General features: G+C 45.1%; 17 protein-coding genes and 1 riboswitch. Of the genes, 12 read left to right on the top strand and 5 right to left on the bottom strand.

Annotation, left to right across the window (positions count from 1 at the left end; genetic code table 11):
• Nucleotides 1–146: 146 nt before the first annotated feature.
• The 5 genes from KOD92_RS17905 (at nucleotide 147) to KOD92_RS17885 (ending at nucleotide 8,106) form a co-directional block, all read left to right on the top strand.
• On the top strand, nucleotides 147–1,946 hold the full coding sequence (locus tag KOD92_RS17905) for a sensor histidine kinase (RefSeq protein ID WP_215234962.1): 1,800 nt from the start codon (nucleotides 147–149) through the stop codon (nucleotides 1,944–1,946).
• A 77-nt stretch (nucleotides 1,947–2,023) separates the two neighbouring features.
• Nucleotides 2,024–4,666 (top strand): valine--tRNA ligase, encoded by a 2,643-nt coding sequence (locus KOD92_RS17900; protein WP_215234961.1) that lies wholly within the window; start codon nucleotides 2,024–2,026, stop codon nucleotides 4,664–4,666.
• Between the two features lie 259 nt (nucleotides 4,667–4,925).
• Nucleotides 4,926–5,921 carry a class 1 fructose-bisphosphatase gene (gene fbp / locus KOD92_RS17895; protein WP_215234960.1) on the top strand — a complete coding sequence of 332 codons (996 nt, stop codon included), beginning with the start codon at nucleotides 4,926–4,928 and terminating at the stop codon, nucleotides 5,919–5,921.
• Between the two features lie 37 nt (nucleotides 5,922–5,958).
• Nucleotides 5,959–7,296, top strand: a complete 1,338-nt coding sequence (locus KOD92_RS17890) for a DEAD/DEAH box helicase (protein ID WP_215234959.1) — start codon at nucleotides 5,959–5,961, stop codon at nucleotides 7,294–7,296.
• A 69-nt stretch (nucleotides 7,297–7,365) separates the two neighbouring features.
• Nucleotides 7,366–8,106 carry a tetratricopeptide repeat protein gene (locus KOD92_RS17885; RefSeq protein WP_215234958.1) on the top strand — a complete coding sequence of 247 codons (741 nt, stop codon included), beginning with the start codon at nucleotides 7,366–7,368 and terminating at the stop codon, nucleotides 8,104–8,106.
• A gap of 93 nt (nucleotides 8,107–8,199) precedes the next feature.
• On the opposite strand, the gene KOD92_RS17880 is transcribed toward KOD92_RS17885, so the two are convergent.
• Nucleotides 8,200–9,279, bottom strand: coding sequence for a DUF5074 domain-containing protein (locus tag KOD92_RS17880; RefSeq protein ID WP_229254735.1), 1,080 nt, complete (start codon nucleotides 9,277–9,279; stop codon nucleotides 8,200–8,202).
• 44 nt (nucleotides 9,280–9,323) lie between these two features.
• A complete protein-coding gene (locus KOD92_RS17875; RefSeq protein WP_229254734.1) occupies nucleotides 9,324–11,249 on the bottom strand; it encodes a TonB-dependent receptor plug domain-containing protein in 1,926 nt (641 codons plus the stop codon).
• A gap of 76 nt (nucleotides 11,250–11,325) precedes the next feature.
• Nucleotides 11,326–11,526: riboswitch (cobalamin riboswitch) on the bottom strand.
• A 62-nt stretch (nucleotides 11,527–11,588) separates the two neighbouring features.
• On the opposite strand from KOD92_RS17875, the gene KOD92_RS17870 reads away from it, so the two are divergent.
• The 4 genes from KOD92_RS17870 to KOD92_RS17855 all read left to right on the top strand — a co-directional run bounded on the left by KOD92_RS17870 (nucleotide 11,589) and on the right by KOD92_RS17855 (nucleotide 13,849).
• On the top strand, nucleotides 11,589–12,524 hold the full coding sequence (locus KOD92_RS17870) for a DMT family transporter (protein WP_229254733.1): 936 nt from the start codon (nucleotides 11,589–11,591) through the stop codon (nucleotides 12,522–12,524).
• Nucleotides 12,525–12,608: 84 nt separating this feature from the next.
• The gene (locus tag KOD92_RS17865) at nucleotides 12,609–13,169 is read left to right on the top strand and encodes a thioredoxin family protein (RefSeq protein WP_215234957.1); all 561 of its coding nucleotides are present in this window, start codon (nucleotides 12,609–12,611) and stop codon (nucleotides 13,167–13,169) included.
• A 93-nt stretch (nucleotides 13,170–13,262) separates the two neighbouring features.
• Nucleotides 13,263–13,460: a type II toxin-antitoxin system HicA family toxin gene (locus tag KOD92_RS17860; RefSeq protein ID WP_215234956.1), complete on the top strand. Its 198-nt coding sequence runs from the start codon at nucleotides 13,263–13,265 to the stop codon at nucleotides 13,458–13,460.
• Entirely contained in the window at nucleotides 13,457–13,849 is a 393-nt protein-coding gene (locus tag KOD92_RS17855; RefSeq protein ID WP_215234955.1) for a hypothetical protein, read from the top strand. The genes KOD92_RS17860 and KOD92_RS17855 overlap by 4 nt, the downstream gene beginning before the upstream one ends.
• Nucleotides 13,850–13,855: 6 nt before the next feature.
• Here the strand turns inward: KOD92_RS17855 and prfA are convergent, their stop codons facing one another.
• Nucleotides 13,856–14,929, bottom strand: a complete 1,074-nt coding sequence (gene prfA, locus KOD92_RS17850) for a peptide chain release factor 1 (RefSeq protein WP_215234954.1) — start codon at nucleotides 14,927–14,929, stop codon at nucleotides 13,856–13,858.
• A gap of 130 nt (nucleotides 14,930–15,059) precedes the next feature.
• Here prfA and KOD92_RS17845 point away from each other — a divergent pair, with 130 nt between their 5' ends.
• Both KOD92_RS17845 and KOD92_RS17840 read left to right on the top strand, forming a co-directional pair.
• Nucleotides 15,060–15,641 (top strand): hypothetical protein, encoded by a 582-nt coding sequence (locus KOD92_RS17845; RefSeq protein ID WP_215234953.1) that lies wholly within the window; start codon nucleotides 15,060–15,062, stop codon nucleotides 15,639–15,641.
• A gap of 25 nt (nucleotides 15,642–15,666) precedes the next feature.
• Nucleotides 15,667–16,581: an SAM hydrolase/SAM-dependent halogenase family protein gene (locus KOD92_RS17840; protein ID WP_215234952.1), complete on the top strand. Its 915-nt coding sequence runs from the start codon at nucleotides 15,667–15,669 to the stop codon at nucleotides 16,579–16,581.
• Nucleotides 16,582–16,591: 10 nt separating this feature from the next.
• Here KOD92_RS17840 and KOD92_RS17835 read toward each other — a convergent pair whose 3' ends face one another.
• Both KOD92_RS17835 and KOD92_RS17830 read right to left on the bottom strand, forming a co-directional pair.
• Nucleotides 16,592–17,467, bottom strand: a complete 876-nt coding sequence (locus tag KOD92_RS17835) for an aldo/keto reductase (protein ID WP_215234951.1) — start codon at nucleotides 17,465–17,467, stop codon at nucleotides 16,592–16,594.
• Between the two features lie 32 nt (nucleotides 17,468–17,499).
• Nucleotides 17,500–17,856 (bottom strand): hypothetical protein, encoded by a 357-nt coding sequence (locus KOD92_RS17830; protein ID WP_215234950.1) that lies wholly within the window; start codon nucleotides 17,854–17,856, stop codon nucleotides 17,500–17,502.
• 236 nt (nucleotides 17,857–18,092) lie between these two features.
• Here KOD92_RS17830 and KOD92_RS17825 point away from each other — a divergent pair, with 236 nt between their 5' ends.
• Complete coding sequence (locus KOD92_RS17825) at nucleotides 18,093–18,428, top strand: single-stranded DNA-binding protein (protein WP_215234949.1); 336 nt, start codon at nucleotides 18,093–18,095, stop codon at nucleotides 18,426–18,428.
• Nucleotides 18,429–18,502: the final 74 nt, after the last annotated feature.

The raw sequence follows: 18,502 nt of genomic DNA, 5'->3' as shown, positions 1-18,502 counted from the left end.
TGATTTACAATAATATAAGAAACCCTTTTTAACCGTTGTTAAATAATGTTAAAACGCCAGTCAGCACAGCCGGATATCTTAAATTTGTTTTCGGCAAGAATGTCGGTGAAAAGGCTGAGGGCGTTGCACCGGAGAAATGAAAATTTATGAGTAAGCGGAAAATACAGATCATAGTAGGGTTAATGTGCATTGCGCTAATCGGGCTGATCGGGTTTCAGTGGTACTGGATCCGGGAGGCTATTTCGATCCGGCACGATCAGTTTAATCAAAAGGTATCAGAGTCGGTACAGGAAGTGGTACACCGGCTCGAAAAGCAGGAAATGATGCATTTGCTGCAGAGAAGGATAGAAGCAGAGCAGCAAAAAAGCAAGCTGGATCGCATTGCGCAGCTGCGCGATATGCCTATTAAAAAAACTACCACCAAAAAAGCGGAGACCCAGCCCGAACAGGTTGTACGCGTTCAACCAAAAATGGAAATTGCGATCGGCCCGAATGGAGAAGAAATTCATTATCAGATTATTACTGAGGCAGTACCCACGGATGTTTTGAGTCCGAATTTCAGGATTATGGTCGATCACCAGCAGCGCATTATGGAAGAGTTTTTCCAGGCACAGCAATATGGAATGGTCGGTATTGACGAGTTTATGCGGAGACGAATGGACGATGAAAAACGGCTTGGCAATGCATTTCGTGGGATCTACGATTCCGAGTTAAGAAAACCCGCCCGTGATTCCGGATCAGGAAATACGGCCAACAGGAAAGTAGCATTGCCGCGAAACGGAAAAAACGCGCAAAAGAACAAGATTGCTGTCAACACCGAGCCCGACCGTGCGGAGCTTTTGAAGGAGGTAATGAAGGATTTTATTTATACAAAAAGACCTATTGAGCAGCGCGTAAACCGGTTTTTGCTGGATACTTTGCTTAAAAAACAATTAGTACAAAACGGGATCAGCTTATCCTATGAGTTTGCGGTGCGCGGTCAGTCGAATGATAGTCTGATATTTTCGACAGCCAGTATGCGCCCGGGCGACTGGGAGCAGATATCCTACAAAGCGGCACTTTTCCCGAACGAAACCTTCAATACCCAAAGCGCGCTCTACGTGTATTTCCCTGACCAGCAGCGATATATCCTGAGCAATATGGGAGTGATGTTCGGCGGTTCAGGCGTATTGATATTAGTGGTGATGGCGTGTTTTTATATGGCGGTCACTACGATTTTGCGCCAGAAAAAGTTGTCGGATATTAAGAATGATTTTATCAATAATATGACTCACGAGTTCAAAACGCCGATTTCTACTATTGCATTGGCTGCGGAAATGGCGCATGAGAATTCAGCGAGTTTGCCTCAGGGTGGAAGTCCGCGGCTCGACAGGTATTTGGGTATTATTAAAGAAGAAAACCGCCGGCTGGGTACCCACGTTGAGAAAGTATTGCAAATGGCGCTACTGGACAAAGGGCACGTGAAACTGAAAATTAGTGAAGCGAATATTCACGATCTGATCGGCAAGGTACTGAACGGACAAAGTGTACAGATCGAGCAGAAAGACGGGGAAGTGGATCTCGACTTCGAGGCAGTCGATGAAATCGTGTCGGCAGACGAAGTGCATATCTCCAACATACTCAACAATCTGGTCGACAATGCAATTAAGTACTCGCCTGAGAAACTGCATCTTGCAATAAAAACCTGGAACGAAAACAATGGTATTGCAATCTCTATCTCCGATAAAGGGATCGGTATGACGCGCGACCAGCAGCACCGGATCTTTGATACATTCTACCGGGTACCTACCGGAAATGTACATGATGTGAAAGGTTTCGGGTTGGGATTAAGTTATGTTAAGAAAATGGTAGAGGCGCACGAGGGTACTGTAAATGTGCAAAGTAAACCCGGCGAAGGCAGTATTTTCACGGTTTGGCTCCCGCTAAGCAAAGCGGCGATCGCTTAGAAATATCCGCTGCAAATCCTAACTTGCCGCTTTTACATTGAAGCAACTGCCGGTTAAGGTACATTTCTGACTACACGATGATTTCCAAAACATACGCTCCCCAGGAAATTGAGGACAAATGGTATTCCTATTGGATCGATAACAAGTTTTTCAACTCCAAGCCGAATCCTGACAAGGAGCCTTATACGATTGTAATCCCCCCGCCCAATGTGACCGGCGTGCTGCACATGGGGCACATGCTCAATAATACGATCCAGGATATTCTGGTACGTAAGGCGAGAATGGAAGGGAAGGAAGCGTGCTGGGTGCCTGGCACCGACCACGCCTCTATCGCAACCGAAGCCAAAGTGGTGGCAATGCTGAAAGAAAAAGGCATTAACAAAAAAGACCTGACCCGGGACGAATTTCTCGAATATTGCTGGGAATGGACGCACAAATACGGCGGCATTATCCTGAAACAATTGCGTAAACTCGGCGCTTCCTGCGACTGGGACCGTACCCGTTTCACAATGGAGCCCGACTTGTACGATTCGGTGATCGACGTTTTTATTGACCTATATAATAAAGGTGAAATATACCGCGGCCACCGGATGGTGAACTGGGACCCGCAGGCGCAGACGACCGTTTCCGACGAAGAAGTGATTATGAAAGAGGTGAATCAGCGATTGGTTTATCTTAAATATCCTTTGGTAGGCGAGAATGGCGAAGGAAGTATGGAGGAAGGGGTTGTGATTGCTACTACGCGGCCGGAGACGATTATGGCGGATGTGGCGATTTGCGTGAACCCCAATGACGAGCGCTACCAGCATTTGATAGGAAAGAAAGTGCTGATCCCGCTGATCAATCGCGCTATTCCGATTATCGCGGACGAATATGTGGAAATGGAGTTCGGTACCGGCTGCTTGAAAGTGACGCCTGCGCATGATACTAATGATTATGAATTGGGTAAAAGACATAATCTGCCGATCATCGACGTGCTGAATGAAAACGGAACGCTGAACGAAAAAGCACAGATATTAGTAGGTGAAGACCGTTTTGTAGCGCGCAAAAAGATCATTAAGCTGCTCGAAGAATCGGGAGATTTAGTTAAAACAGAAGAATATAAGTCTAATGTCGGCCACTCGGAGCGGACGAATGCGGTGATCGAACCTAGACTTTCGGAGCAATGGTTTCTGAAAATGGAGAAGATCAGCAAACCTGCATTGGATAATGTAATGAACGATACAGTTCAGCTGATTCCTGCCAAATTCAAGAATACTTACCGGCACTGGATGGAGAATGTGCGCGACTGGAATATCAGCCGCCAGCTTTGGTGGGGCCACCGCATTCCTGCCTACTACCTCAATGACGGGACGGTAATTATCGCTAAATCGAAACGGGAAGCATTGCGCAAAGCGCAGCACGAATACCAGCTTTTTGCATTGACGGAAGAAGATCTTACCCAGGATCCCGACGTGCTTGATACGTGGTTCTCATCGTGGCTGTGGCCGATCTCGGTATTTAATGGGATTAAAGAGCCTGATAATGAAGATGTAAATTATTATTACCCTACAAATGATCTGGTTACTGCGCCCGAAATCCTGTTTTTCTGGGTGGCGAGAATGATCATTGCGGGTTATGAATATAAAGGTCAGTATCCGTTCAAAAATGTGTATCTCACTGGTATTGTGCGGGATAAGCAAGGCCGGAAAATGTCCAAGTCACTCGGTAACTCGCCCGATCCAATCGACCTGATCAATCAATATGGTGCCGATAGTATCCGCACAGGGATGCTTTTCAGCTCGCAGGCAGGGAACGATCTGCCTTACGACGATAAGTTGGTGGAGCAGGGAAGGAATTTTGGAAATAAAATCTGGAATGCATTCAGGCTGGTAAAAGGCTGGACGATCGATAGCGGGCTGGGTGCTCCCGAGGGATCGCAGATTGCGGTAAGGTGGTTTGAAAGCAAGCTGAACCAGACGCTGGAAGAAGTACAGGACCATTTTTCCAAATTCCGGATTTCAGATGCATTGAATGCGGTTTACAAACTGATCTGGGACGATTTTTGCGCGCAGTACCTCGAAATGATCAAGCCCGGTTTCGAGCAGCCGATCGACGTCGATACCTACGATTCTACCCTCGATTTCTTCGACCGGTTAATGCGGTTGTTACATCCATTCATGCCATTTATCTCGGAAGAAATCTGGCAGAATATCATCGAGCGGCCAGCGAACGATTCCGTTTGCATTGCCAATTTCCCGAAAGCGCTGGATATTGATCAGTCGCTGCTGAATGATTTTGAGATTCTCTTTGAGCTGGTTTCGTCGGTTCGTAATATCAGGAATACAAAAGGGATCAGTCCCAAAGTGGCACTTCCGCTGGCGATCCGTACGGATTCGAAGGAACGTTATCAGACACTTAAAAGTCTGATCGTAAAGCTGGCCAATGTAGAAGGTATCAGCTACGTAACCGAGGAAGGTGAAGGAACTTCGTTCCGGGTGAAGTCCGACGAGTTTTTTGTAAACCTGGCGGATGAAGTGGATGTAGAATCTGAAAAGGAAAATCTGGAAAGAGAACTGGGTTACACGCAGGGATTTCTGGATTCGGTTTTGAAAAAGCTGTCAAACGAACGTTTCGTGCAGAATGCAAAGGGGGATGTGGTTGAAAAAGAGCGGCAGAAGCAAGCAGACGCAGAAGCGAAAATCGAGACTTTAAAAGAAGCGCTCGCCAGATTGGGTTAGTCCTTTGAAATAAGAATGGAGTTCAGGCACAGTGCGAAAGCGCTGTGCCTTTTTGTTAGAATATATTGCTGGTTTTAAGATACCAGTTGTAAAGAAAGTGCAAGGCGACGACCATCTAAATCGTTCACCCTTAGGATAAAACGATTATTTAATTGAGAGAAAATTATATTCAATTATTAAAATATTTTATTAGTTAAGAGACATTGAATTGTAGAAAATGAAGACGTAGATTTCATTATTCAAATATCTCCCAGCGACTATGGATACCAAAACTGCCCAGGAACTTGCATTGCCGGTTGGTGTAACGCTCGATCGATTCATTATGCACAGTCAAAGTGCATTTCCTTACGCGACCGGCGAACTTTCCCAGCTTTTGCGGGATATTGCATTAGCTGGAAAGATCATTAACCGGGAAATTAACAGGGCGGGTCTGGTGGATATTGCGGGCGGGAATGGTACTGAAAATGTACAAGGCGAAAATCAGCAGAAGCTCGATATTGTTGCGAATATCCGCTTTATAAGAGCTTTGAAAAATGGAGGGGAGGTTTGTGCGATCCTCTCGGAGGAAGATGAGGATATTATTCATACAGGAAATAACCACGGGAAATATGTGGTAGCGATGGACCCGCTCGACGGCTCTTCCAATATCGACGTCAATGTGTCGATCGGTACCATATTCTCGATTTACAGAAGGGTAACCCCGATTAACGGACCGGCTTCGATCGACGATTTTTTGCAGGGCGGCCGCAAACAGGTTGCCGCAGGTTATATTTTGTACGGATCTTCAACGATGCTCGTTTACTCCACCGGAGACGGAGTGAATGGATTTACGTTTGATCACTCGCTAGGTGAATTTATTTTATCACACAAAAACATTTGCTCACCGGCGAAAGGCAGTATTTATTCGGTTAATGAAGGACATTTTCATAGTTACCCTGCATTTGTCCAGAACTATATTGGTCAGTGCAAAGTGAAAAACTTCAGTGCGCGTTACATCGGCTCGCTCGTGGGAGATTTTCACAGAAACCTGCTCAAAGGAGGCATTTACCTTTATCCCTCCACCAAAAAAGATCCGAAAGGAAAGCTGCGGCTGCTCTACGAATGCTATCCCCTCGCATTTATTATAGAACAATCGGGCGGGAAAGCGAGCGACGGATTTGGCTGCATTCTCGATATTATACCCACTTCATTTCACCAGAGATCCCCCGTTTATATCGGTTCCATAGAAATGGTTGATGCAGTAGTAAAAGCCTGAAAGCCCGCTACTGTATTAGTTTTCGTAACTTTGCGCGATGCAGACTACGCAAAACACTTTCGAGCAATTCAAGCTCAACCGTCAATTACTGAATGCAATTGAAGAAGCAGGTTATACAGAACCGACCCCTATTCAGGAGCAGGCGATCCCGCTTGCTTTGGCTGGACAGGATATATTAGGCATTGCCCAAACCGGAACAGGAAAAACGGCAGCTTACTCCTTGCCACTATTAATGCGCATTAAATATGCACAGGGCGAACATCCGCGTGCCCTGATTATGGCACCTACCCGGGAACTTGCGATGCAGATTTCTGAGGCTATCACGCAATTGGCCAAGTATACAGATATCCGCACAGTCGTATTGTATGGCGGAGTGGGACCGAAAACGCAAATCGAGAATTTGCGCAAGGGCGTTGATATTATTGTGGCCACGCCGGGCAGGTTTATGGACCTGTATTTTCAGGAAGAGATCGTGGTGAAGCATTTGAATGTTATGGTGCTCGACGAGGCGGACAAAATGATGGATATGGGTTTTATGCCGCAGATCCGGAAGCTCCTTGAAATCATACCGACTAAGAGACAGAATATGCTTTTTTCGGCCACATTCTCGGAAAAGGTAGAGCGGCTGTCGCACGAGTTTCTCGAATTTCCTACGCGAATTGAAGTTACTCCGCAGGCTACCACCGCCGAAATGGTCTCTCAGACTTTATATGAAGTCCCTAATTTCCGTACAAAAATCAATCTGCTAACCTATTTCCTGCAAACCCGCGAGGATTTTAACCGGGTTTTGATATTCACAAGAAGCAGAGAAGTAGCCGGGCTGGTTCATGATAATCTGCTCAATAGGGTAGTCCGCGAAAGTGAATTGAAGGTAATACATGCAAATAAAGGTCAGAACACGCGGATCAATGCGATGGAAGCATTTCGGGCCGGCTCAGTGCGTGTTTTGGTAGCGACAGACGTGGTTGCACGGGGGATTGATATTACAGAAGTGAGCCACGTGATCAATTTCGATGTGCCGCTTATCTACGAGGATTACGTGCACCGGATCGGCCGGACAGGCCGGGCCAACAAGATCGGCGAGGCGATCACTTTTATGACGATGGCGGATGAATATCATATTCGTAAAATCGAGAAAATCATACGGATGGAGATCCCGAGGGAAGAGCTGCCGGAGGAACTTGAAATAGCGTCAACACCGGCTCCTGAGCGGCAGGATATGCTGCGGGAGATCGATAATCAAAAGCGGAAAGAGGATCCAACGTTTCTTGGCGCATTCCACGAGAAGAAGAAAACTTTCCATAACAGTCCGAAAGCGACTGGCCGTGGAGTGTCAAAACGCAAAGGTTCTGGCGGGCGAAGTAAACGGAAATAATGCAATACATTCTAAATAAATCCGTTTAACTTGGACAATAGAAAACCTGTTTCTCTATTTAAGTTACATATGAAAGAATCTGTTTTTGTTTGGCTTGCGGTGTTAATACCTGTATTCGGCCTGGCTCAAAACACGCAACTTGCGAGCGCCGCGCACAGCTCGGATACGAATGCAGCTCAAAAAAAACCATTAGAATTAAAGGAAAGACGCGTACTTCCATTGTTCGGAGAAGTTAGTAAAACCTCTGAGCAAATCGACGAAGAGATTAAATTCCTGAGTGAATGCGACAAGTCTTTTTCCAGCCGCCCCGAGGCCAGCAGCTTTTTCACTGCCCGTGCCTGGGAATATCTCCAGGAAGGTTCGCTGGACACTGCCTGCTACCGTTTTAACCTTGCGCACCTTTTGAATGACAAAAATGTCGAAGCCTATTGGGGTTTGGGCGTAGTGTCCTATCAAAGGGAAAACTGGGTAGATGCAAAGCGAATGCTTAGCAAAGGAATCAGTTTGCAGGGCGACAATGTGCCGCTGCTCGTTGACTTATCGACCGTCGATCTGAAATTATACGCGATCACAAGTCGAAAGGAAGAACTGGACGAAGCCGGAGAATTGCTGAAACACGCGATGACGATCGATTCAACTTATGCTTTGGGTCAATATAACCTGTCGCTACTCCACTATAATCTGAATGAGCTGGACAAAGCCTGGGAGTATTTGCACAAAGGGCGCGTTTTAGACTTATCCCAAATGAATTTTGAATTTGTGGAGCTATTGAAAGCCAAGTTACCGGATCCGCAGGGTTTCTTTAAGTAGGTTTTTATTTAGGAATAAATACAATGAAAAAGCCTTCCCCGCATTGGAGAAGGCTTTTTCACGTCTAAGAAACTTAATTCCTGTTCTCAACTTTTACTTAAAGAAGAAACCGGTAGGAGCTACATTTACTTTGATAGAATCCACAAGCGTACCGTCGGCGCGGTAACGTACTGCGTATCCTGCCTGCGCATAAGATGGGGTAACTCCGGCGTAGATCAATCCTTGCGAAGGATCAACCGCCAATCCTGTAAATACGCGTTTGATCAACGGGGTCGCCAGACTGATCTGCGTATCTGCAATCCCAAACTTGTAAGTTTCTCCGTGCGCCACAAAGTTGGCATCGTAATAGGATAGGGTATAAACCACAGATTTCAAATCCGACGTAAATGCAAAATGACCTGCAAATTTCCTGCTGTCAGCACTAATCGTAAGCGTATTTTCAACTGCATAACTGGCCGGATCAATGCGTACTGCTTTCAATCCCGCACCTACCCACAATTTCCCGTTTGCATCCAGACCGATCGGCGTAACTGAACCGTCGAGCACGATTGGCTTCGCGATGGTTTCGGTCGCTGCGTCAATAACGGTGAGTGTTTTTCCGCCACCATCAGACACTGTTCCAACAAACAGTTTTCCGCCTGCAAATACCATGTTTTCAGGGCCGCTGGCGATGTTTATTTTGTTGGTTACCTTTTTTGTATTCAGGTCAATAATTGCGATATAACCGGTTGCATAGGTGTAATCCGCATTGCTTCCCCAGCAGGAAACATACGCTTTATTGCCTGCTACCACTACTTCGCGCGGGTTTTCGATATCCGGCGCGCCAATTGTTCCCTGACGTTGAAAGGTATTGCTGTTGACAAATTCAACTTTGTCCATTCCCGCATTTGCATTGTCGACAAGGATCACGCCTTGCTCGCCGATTGCCGCATAACCCTGCACGCCGCCGGTTAATGCCGAGCCGTTTACTTTTGAAAATATGTCAGGATCAGCTGTGGTTTGCTCCCGTGTAAAGAATGATACTGCGCCATTATTCTGGAAAAAATTGCCTTCGTTCAACACGAAAACGCCAGCTGTATAATCGCCTTTTGGTTCGGGGTCACTTTGATCACAGGACGAGACCAGCACGGAAAATGCTGCGAAGAATAGAAGTCCCGATAATTGTTTTTTCATCTTAATTGAATTTATGTAAAAAGTAATAATGCGAAATCGCTCGTTTAATTTTCCAGGATCGGAAGCCTTTTCGGACCTTTCCGAAACGCAGCTACCATATTAATAGCGAAGCTTCTTCCGGGCATTGCGTTGTTTTGGGTATTGAGATAAAAGGTATTTGAAACGTTATTAATCTGCCCCTGAACCCGCAAATATACCGCAGATAACGGAATCGTTACCTCCCCGATCAGGTGCACCAATGCATATTCTTTCAGAAACGTAGAATTGTCGAAAGTAATGTAACGTTTCCCAACAGACTGAACCTGAGCAGTTAATCTCATATTTTTGTATTGAAAAAAAGTATTCAAACCCGCACTGTGAAGTGGTACAAAACGCAATTGTTTTCCAATCACATCCACCGAATAGGCGTCGTAAGCTTTTTCCTGTACACTTTTATTCCATGCATAATTGAAGTTCAGGCCGGACTTTGCAGCGCCGAAATCCCGTCGCCAGCTGAGTTGCAATTCAAGTCCGCGGGCGAGTACCTGCTGCAAATTCTCGACCCGGTAATTTTTCATCGGATTCCAGTAAGTCCAGTCTTTCACGCGATTATGGTAACCCGTGATGGAAGCTGTAAAAACGTCCCCAAATGTGCTTTTTAAACTTTGCTCTAAACCAATTTCCTTATTCCAGCCACTTTCGGGTTTAATATCCGGATTACCTAAAATTGCCCAGTAGCGTTCATTCAGTGTGGGCACGCGGTAGCTTCTGGCCAGAGAGCCTTTCAGTTTTAGTTGATAAGAATTTCTTTGAAATAACTGATATTCAGATCCTATCGACGGAGTAAACGGTGGATTGTATCCGGTAACCAATGCTTGTCTCAGATTAAGAGAAACCACGAGCCGCCGGTTGGCCTGCCAGCGCGTGAGCAGGTAAATATCCGCGCGATCTTCGGTGATAAGAGGTTTTTCATAGCCCGCCACACTGGTGCGGTAATGCGTCCATTCGGCGCCGGCCTTTACATATATATTACTTCCCAGATTATTCAAATTCCAAGTGAAATCCTGTTCAGCGCGCGTGGAAAACTTGTCTGTAACTGCATGATCAACATTTTTGAAGTCACCTTTTGCATAATCAATCACGTCGCGGACCCAGGCAGTCCGTAAGGTAAGATCGCGAATGCGGTAACGCAACATGGTCCGGTAAGCTTCGGTAAGTGTGAGCTCGCGCCCGGCCAGATTGGCGGGCGAAGTGACTAGTTTATTACCGGTAAGCCACACGTGTGCAGAAATTTCCTGGTCATTTTTGGAAGTCAGAAATATATCCTGTATCAATCCTTTTTGATCGGCTTCCGCCGGCAGCAATGCATATTCCCTTCTTTCCCGGTAAGGAAAATGGTTGTTCATCCGATTGAAATAGCCGCTTGTTTTTCCTGAAATACTCCATTTTTCATTTAATACCGAATGATACCTGGCGGCCAGCTGCATCTGGTAATTGTCAAAACTTTCGATCTGGCCTGCGACGGAAGCTTCGTTTGTCTGATTTTGGGGAATGCTGCTCAAAAGAATACTCCCGCCAACCGCATCCGTACCCACAATACTCGAAGCCGAACCAAACTGGACCGACAATGCATCGAATCCTGCGACAGGGATGGTGGAAAAATCAGTTTGCCCCAATATCGGGGAATTGATATTCAAACCGTTCCACAGAACAGCCGTGTGATTTGCGGAGGTACCTCGAAAAAAAGCTGTCGTCAGTTGTCCGGGCCCATATTTATTGAATGCGATAGGCGTAAAAACGGATAGTAGCTCACTTATATTCTGAAACTTGTAAGTGTAAAGCGTGGCCGAGTCGATCTGTTGTATCTTTAAACCGCTCATGAATTTTTCGGGAACAAAACCTTTGATATTGACCGGTTCCAGCGAAACAGAGTCAGTTTGCGCATAGCTATTTCCTGACAAAAGCGCACTCGCTGTCAAGGTAACAAACAATACAAACTTCTGATAAATAGTCACTTAGATACTCCTCACGATAGCTAACCGCCTTTTTGCTTTTCCTCCGAAAGCATTCAGATCTAATCGTTCTGGCAGGTCTCCTGGCTCGTCTTTTGTTCCTGCGCCTTCCCGTTTTTACACAGTGGCTTTGAAGATCAGGTCAATATAGCAGACTTACAGTTGCGGGGACAGCTTCCGGTTTTAACGAAATTCCCTATTAAGCCACAAAAGCAATTTTGAAATCGCTGCGGGCACCAAACGCTGGCAAAGGTAGCTATTCGCATTCATTTAATTATGGGGCGCGTTATCGCTTATCTTTGCGCAAAATCTAATTTGTTGACTTCGAAACCTGAAATTCTCCCTGCTGACGCTCCCCTCAAAGGCATTTACCTGATGCTCGGCGCGGCTTTTTTCTTTGCGCTCACTTCTGCGATTTCGAAGTGGCTGGGCCGAGAATTTCATATTGTACAGCTCGTATTTTTTAGAAATATCGTTGGCGTGGTCTTCGTGGCGGCGAGTATCTGGAAACGACCGCTGATCCAGGAGGGAGGGAAGCTGGGGCTGCTTATTTTTCGCGGAGTGGTGGGTACGCTGTCGCTTTATATGCTTTTTTATGCGATTCAAACGCTGGGATTAGGCAGGGCGTCGACTTACCAATACACTTATCCGATCTTTTTGGCGCTGTTTTCGTGGCTGCTCATTGGCGAAACTTTGAATCCGCGCGAGTGGCTTGCGATTTTTATTGGCTTTGCGGGAATTCTCTTTGTATTCCGGCCCGATCTTTCGATTTCACTCCGCGACAATGCTTTGGGATTAGGTAATGCGTTGCTAACAGCCGTTTCCTATTTATCGATCCGCCAGCTTGGACTTGTGTACGATACACGGACGATCATATTGTCTTTTATGTTGAGCGGAATTGTCATGCCAGTCATATCCATGCTGGTAGGTACTTATTTTCCGATGGAGAATCTGGACTTTCTGATCGGCACTTTTAAATGGCCCGACAATGCATTTCAATGGCTGGGTTTTCTGGCTTTGGGCCTGACTGCATTAATGGGTCAGAAAATGCTTACCCAATCTTTTACCCACGATAAAGCGGGTAGGGTGGCGGCAATTGGTTACTCCAATATATTGTTTTCGGTTCTGATCGGATTTCTAATGGGTGAATCTTTCCCGTCCGTTTCCATGTTGATTGGTATGCTGCTAATTGTTGGCGGAGGTATTTTAATATCTTTCGCGAAGCAAAAACAAAAGGTGGCCGTGAAAGAGTGAATTTATTTTGCTCACTTTCAATTTATTAGTAAGTTGGACAATTAGAATGAACTGTTTTTTGTTAGCAGATCAAAATAAAATAGCATGAAAAACTTCATCACAAGTACCCTTCTTTTCGTAGTTGTTATATTGACTTCGACTGGCTTTAAGTCTGATTCCGTAACGCGTAATGCCGATCAGATCAATTGGATTACGATCGAAGAAGCTTACGAAAAGATCAAAAAAGAGCCCAAGAAGGTGATGATTGATTTGTATACCGACTGGTGCGGCTGGTGCAAGGTAATGGATAGGGAAACTTTTAAAAATAAGGCTATTGTCGAATATGTCAATGCAAATTACTACGCGGTGAAGCTCGATGCGGAGCAAAAGAAAACCATCATTTTAGGCGATAAAAAATTCGAATTCCTTCCGCAGGGCGCAAAGGGTATTAATCAAATTGCACTGGCGCTCACGAATAATCAGCCCAGCTATCCAACAACGGTCTTTCTCGACGATCAATTCAATATGATCCAGCCACTTCCCGGCTACATGAAACCCAAAGAATTCCACGAAGTAATCACTTTTTTCGGGGAGGATTTTTACAAAAAAGAAGACTTCGAAAACTACAAGGCCAAGACGTATAAAGAGAAATACCGGGCGAGGTAAAGCCTGCGATTCAACACTCAGCTTCCTGCAATAAGTTTTTCAATTAGTTATCTGACAGATCGACTGTACAGGTAATAAATTTATTACTTTTGTATGAAATGCAGTGAATTGTTGAGGATGCTCAAAAAGGACGGCTGGTTCCATGTCAGGCAAAACGGTAGTCACATTATCATGCAGCATCCGACCAAGAGCGGCCAGTTGGTCGTTCCGAATCATGGCGCAAAGGAGGTTAAGAAAGGTCTCCTTGTTTTTATTCTGAAAGTAGCAGAGATTGAAACAAACAAGCGATGAAAAAGCCCGTTTTGACATTTGATATTATTAAAGAAGAGATAGGTTATAGTGCTATATCCTCTTCGAAAGGAAGATATATCGCTACACAGGGAGATGATTTTGAAGACTTGAAAAAGAATATTGTCGAGGCTGCAAATCTGGCTTCCGAGGACTTCGGATTTGAATATTCTATTGACGAGCTTATACTGCGCCCAGACTTACAAAGTTTCTTTGAGTTTTACAAAGTTCTGAATGTTAATGCATTGAGTAAAAGGATTAACATGAATCAGAGTTTGTTAGCGCAGTATATCAGTGGCACCAAAAAACCTTCTTCAACTCAAACCCGCCGAATTCTGGAAGGTGTACAACAAGTGGGTCGAGAGCTGTCTGCTATTCAATTTCTACTCTGATCAACCCTAAACCGTTTCCCCTTCCTGCATGCGTTCTGCATTTTCTGCGATGCGCAGTCTTTCGATAAATTCGGCGATGTCGCCCTCCATTACTGCGGGAAGATTGTAAACCGTGTATCCGATCCGGTGGTCTGTTATGCGGCTTTGTGGATAGTTATAAGTGCGGATCTTGTCAGACCGGTCGCCGCTCCCTACCATTGATTTCCGCTGCGAACTGATCGCATCATTATGCTCTTTTAGCTTGATTTCGTATAATCTTGAACGCAGAACGCTCAATGCACGATCCTTGTTTTTGAGCTGCGAACGTTCATCCTGGCAGCTCACAACCAAACCCGATGGAATGTGGGTAAGTCGAACCGCAGAATAAGTAGTGTTAACCGATTGTCCACCCGCGCCTGACGATTGAAAAGTATCAACCCTCACATCATTCATATTGATCTGCACATCCACTTCTTCCGCTTCCGGCAATACCGCCACAGAAGCTGCTGAAGTATGGATACGTCCCTGCGATTCGGTCTGCGGAACACGCTGAACCCGATGCACACCCGATTCAAACTTCATTTTTCCATACACATCCTCACCTTCTACTTTGCAGATAATCTCTTTGTAGCCGCCGTTCGAACCTTCGGTAAAATCCATAATAGACGAGCGCCAGCCCATCTTTTCGAAGAAACGCTGATACATCCGGAACAGGTCTCCTGCGAAAATAGCCGCTTCATCACCGCCGGTACCCCCCCGAACTTCCAGGATAATATTTCTGCTGTCGTTCGGATCTTTCGGAATAAGTAACTCCTTGATAGCCTGTTCAACTGCTTCCAGTTTAGGAGTCAGGTCGTCAAGTTCCTCCTTGGCCATATCGCGCAACTCTTCGTCCTTTTCAGTCGCGATCAGCTCTTTGTTGCCGGCAATATCCTTTTGCAGTTTCAGATAAAGCTCATAATGCTCCACGATCCTCCCGAGATCTTTATATTCTTTGCTTATTTTGGAATAACGGGCAGAATCCGAGACGATTTCCGGCTGAATTATTTGTTGGGAAACCTCATCAAAGCGTTCTTTTATGGCTTCTAACTTATCGATCATCTTTATTGAATATCTTTGGCAAACTACATTTGGGGCACAAAGATACGCATTTTAGATGTAATGAAAGTTGAGCGGAGAATCCCGGTGTCGTAGTACTTTATTGTTTCGTTTTTAAAAGTTTCAGATTAATATGAAAAAGGGATTTTGTATTCTAATAGTGGCACTGGCGCTCTACGGATGTGATTCCAGCGGGCGCGTGGAGCAAACGAAGGCACTTACAAATGAAATTAAGGCGTCGCAGATCAAGCGGGTAACCAATACGCAGCTCGTTTATTCGGCCAACGAATGGGGTAAAAAAATATCGCAAATTGCCGAAAAATCATTGAAAGCGGAGATTGAAAAGAATCCGGAGAGCGGAAAGAAATTTTGTAATACATTGAGTGAAATTCCGGTGATAGCTGCATTGCAAAAAGAATACGGCGTGCAGGTAGAACTATTGGGAGAAGGTGACCTGAAAAGCAGCAGGCTGGCCCCGAAAGAGCAGGAGCTTTTGGACGCATATTTGTTCAGTGCGAAAAGTAAGACAGCAGCGGGCGATAATTTGCAGCAGCTCGGCGATTCCATGCTGGTATATAATGCACCGGTGCCTGTAGAGAGTATTATCTGTAAAACGTGCACGCAGAATGCAGAAGTGCCATTTTCTGTCTGGCGGTTATTGTTCAATAAAAAGGATATTATCCGTAAACTGGATGCAAAACAGTTGAAAAAGTAGTTTTTGGTTTTAAATATCAGAACTAATGCAAAAAATAGCGTCGAGGCAGTCTTTCGCTGCACTATTCATTTTCCTGTGCTGCCTGGGCTGTGGCCGCGACGATAGACCGAATTCTACGCTCGTTTTTCAGTCCGACTTCGGGTTGAAAGATGGAGCAGTGTCGGCGATGAAAGGCGTGGCTTCGGGTGTTTCAAAAGATATCCGGATATACGATGTAACCCACGAAATCCCGGCATATAATATCTGGGAAGCAGCTTACAGACTCGTGCAAACCGCTCCCTACTGGCCTGTCGGAACAGTTTTCGTCTCAGTGGTTGATCCCGGCGTAGGTACCAAGCGGAAGTCTGTTGTTTTGCTCACCGAGTCCGGACATTACTTTGTAACTCCCGATAATGGAACACTCACTTTGGTGGCTGAGCAAATGGGTATCAAAGAGGTGCGTGAGATCGATGAAGTGAATAATCGGAGAAAGAATTCCAATGAGTCTTATACTTTTCACGGCCGTGACGTATATGCATTTACCGGCGCGCGACTTGCTTCGCGGGCAATTTCATTTGAGGAGGTAGGTCCAAAGCTACCGGCGAAGGTTGACACTTTGCCTTATCAAAGAGCCGCTTTCAAGGATGGAAAAATCTTCGGCAGTATCCCTATTCTGGACGTTCAGTACGGAAATGTTTGGACCAATATTGATAAAAAGCTCTTCGAAAACCTGCACATACAAATGGGCGAGGCTGTTACCGTCAAGATATCAAAAGGGGATTCCAGTGTTTTTCAGGGAAGAGTTCGCTATGTAAATACATTTGGCGATGTGCCGGAGGGAGAACTGGCGGGCTATTTCAATAGCTTACTCCAATTCTCTCTCGGCATTAATATGGGTAGCTTTTCCGAAAAGAAAGGTGTCGGAAGTGGGAATGACTGGAATATTATATTGAGCAAATAGCTGCGATGGATTATTTTCCGGAAACGTGGTAGATCTCATACCAATCTTCCCGGCTCAATTTGATATCCGACGCGCTCGCCGCATTTCTTATTCTTGACTCTGACAACGAACCGATAATAGGAAGTGTGCCCAATTTCATAAGCCAGGCTACCGCAGTCTGTTCGATATTGGCATTGTATTTTCGCCCTACCTCTTCCAGTTTAGTCCTCAATCGAACAACCTTTTCGTCAGTACCATTCAAAATTTTACCTCCTGCGAGCGGCGCCCAGGCAAGTGGCTTGCTGAAACTTTGCTTGATAAAATCAATTCGTCCGTCCTCGATAGCCGAAGTATTCATTAGGTTCAGCTCAATATGATTGGTCACGATTGGGATCCGAAGATAGGAGGCCAGTAATTGGTGCTGGAAAACAGTAAAGTTCGCGACACCGATATGCCGCGCCTTACCCGACTTCACAACCTCTGCAAGCGCCATTGCCGTTTCTTCCGGGTCAGACAGAAAATCACTTTGATGCAAAAGGAAAATATCGAGATAATCGGTCCTCAACCTTTTTAGCGAACTATTGATGCTATTGACAATATGATCACGCGAAGTATCAAAATAGGTCAGATACTTATTAGGAGTTTGCCTTACGCCGCATTTGCTGAACAAAACAATATCCTCGCGTTTAAAGGATTTATTGTGAATGATCTTGCCAAAATGCTCTTCAATGCTTCCGTCTCCATAAATATCGGCATGGTCAAAAGTATTAATCCCCAGTTCAAGACAGAGATTGACTGTTTTTTCGATCTGCGAAGTAGTCGCAATCCCTTCATCCGTCCATCTCCAAAAACCATAAATCGCTTCTGAAACCTTTGGTCCTGAGTCACTGAGGCTTACTTTTTTCATTCCAATGAATATTTGATTCGGTGCAAAAATATTTATTTCTCCAATCGTTTATCCTTGACGATCAGATAAAAATCATTTTCAAGTTCAAGATAACCGTAGTCATAAACGAAATAATAGACGCTTCCTTTCAGCGTAGTCCGGATACTCGTGATCAGATTGAAATCAAAACCTTTACCTATCAATGCACTTTTGGTAGTCTTTGATTTATCCTCCGGGCAAAGATCTTCAAGTATCCTGCGGTTTTTTCGCAGCTGATTGTTCATGTTTCTGACCACATTGTAAGAGTCAGAGTTCAGCCGGTTATTGTAGCTGTTCCGGCACATATCTGAGCAGAACTTCTTGTCTACTCTACCCATTAATGGTTTTTCGCATTCCAGGCAGTTCTTCATTTCTGACTATTTGATTCAAGTCCGCTTCCGGACTTTACAGTGTGTATACCTCTACTGGCGCAATATAGTAAAATTCGCGTCAGACCAACAAAGTCCCATATCCATTTGCAAACGGCTGCAAATGTTTTTATATGGTTATAAATGGTTAATAACCGAATCATTTTTTACTCTGCCCCCACATTTGCATTGTCGTTCAGACAACGGTATTGTCAAATTACATTTTAAACATTAACAAGATGAACTCAGTAAAACTGATTGGAAACGTAGGACGTGAAATCAATGTCAGAGACTTTGAAGGCGGAAAAATTGCGACCTTTTCGCTGGCCACAGACGAGAATTACCAGAATAAGAACAAGGAGGAAATAAAAAGCACGACCTGGCATGCGATCGTAGCCTGGGGACAGGTTGCTCAGAAATGTGAGACGCTTTTAGAAAAGGGCAAGATGATCGTCGTAGAAGGCCGCATTAACTACCGGCAATACCAGAATAAGGACGAACAAACCGTAAAAGTCGCGGAAATCGTCGCTTTTAAGGTTGATGAGTATGTGAAAGCGGCGGCAGTAAGTGCTTAACTAGGGCTTCTACTTGTTACGAAGCATATTGTAAAGTTGCTGGTCTCATAATGAAACTATGAGACCAGCGCCAA

Source organism: Dyadobacter linearis (genome assembly GCF_907165045.1).
Taxonomy (GTDB): Bacteria; Bacteroidota; Bacteroidia; order Cytophagales; family Spirosomataceae; genus Dyadobacter; species Dyadobacter linearis.
Note: the sequence above shows the minus strand (reverse complement) of the source record. Positions and strands in the feature narration are given on the sequence as shown.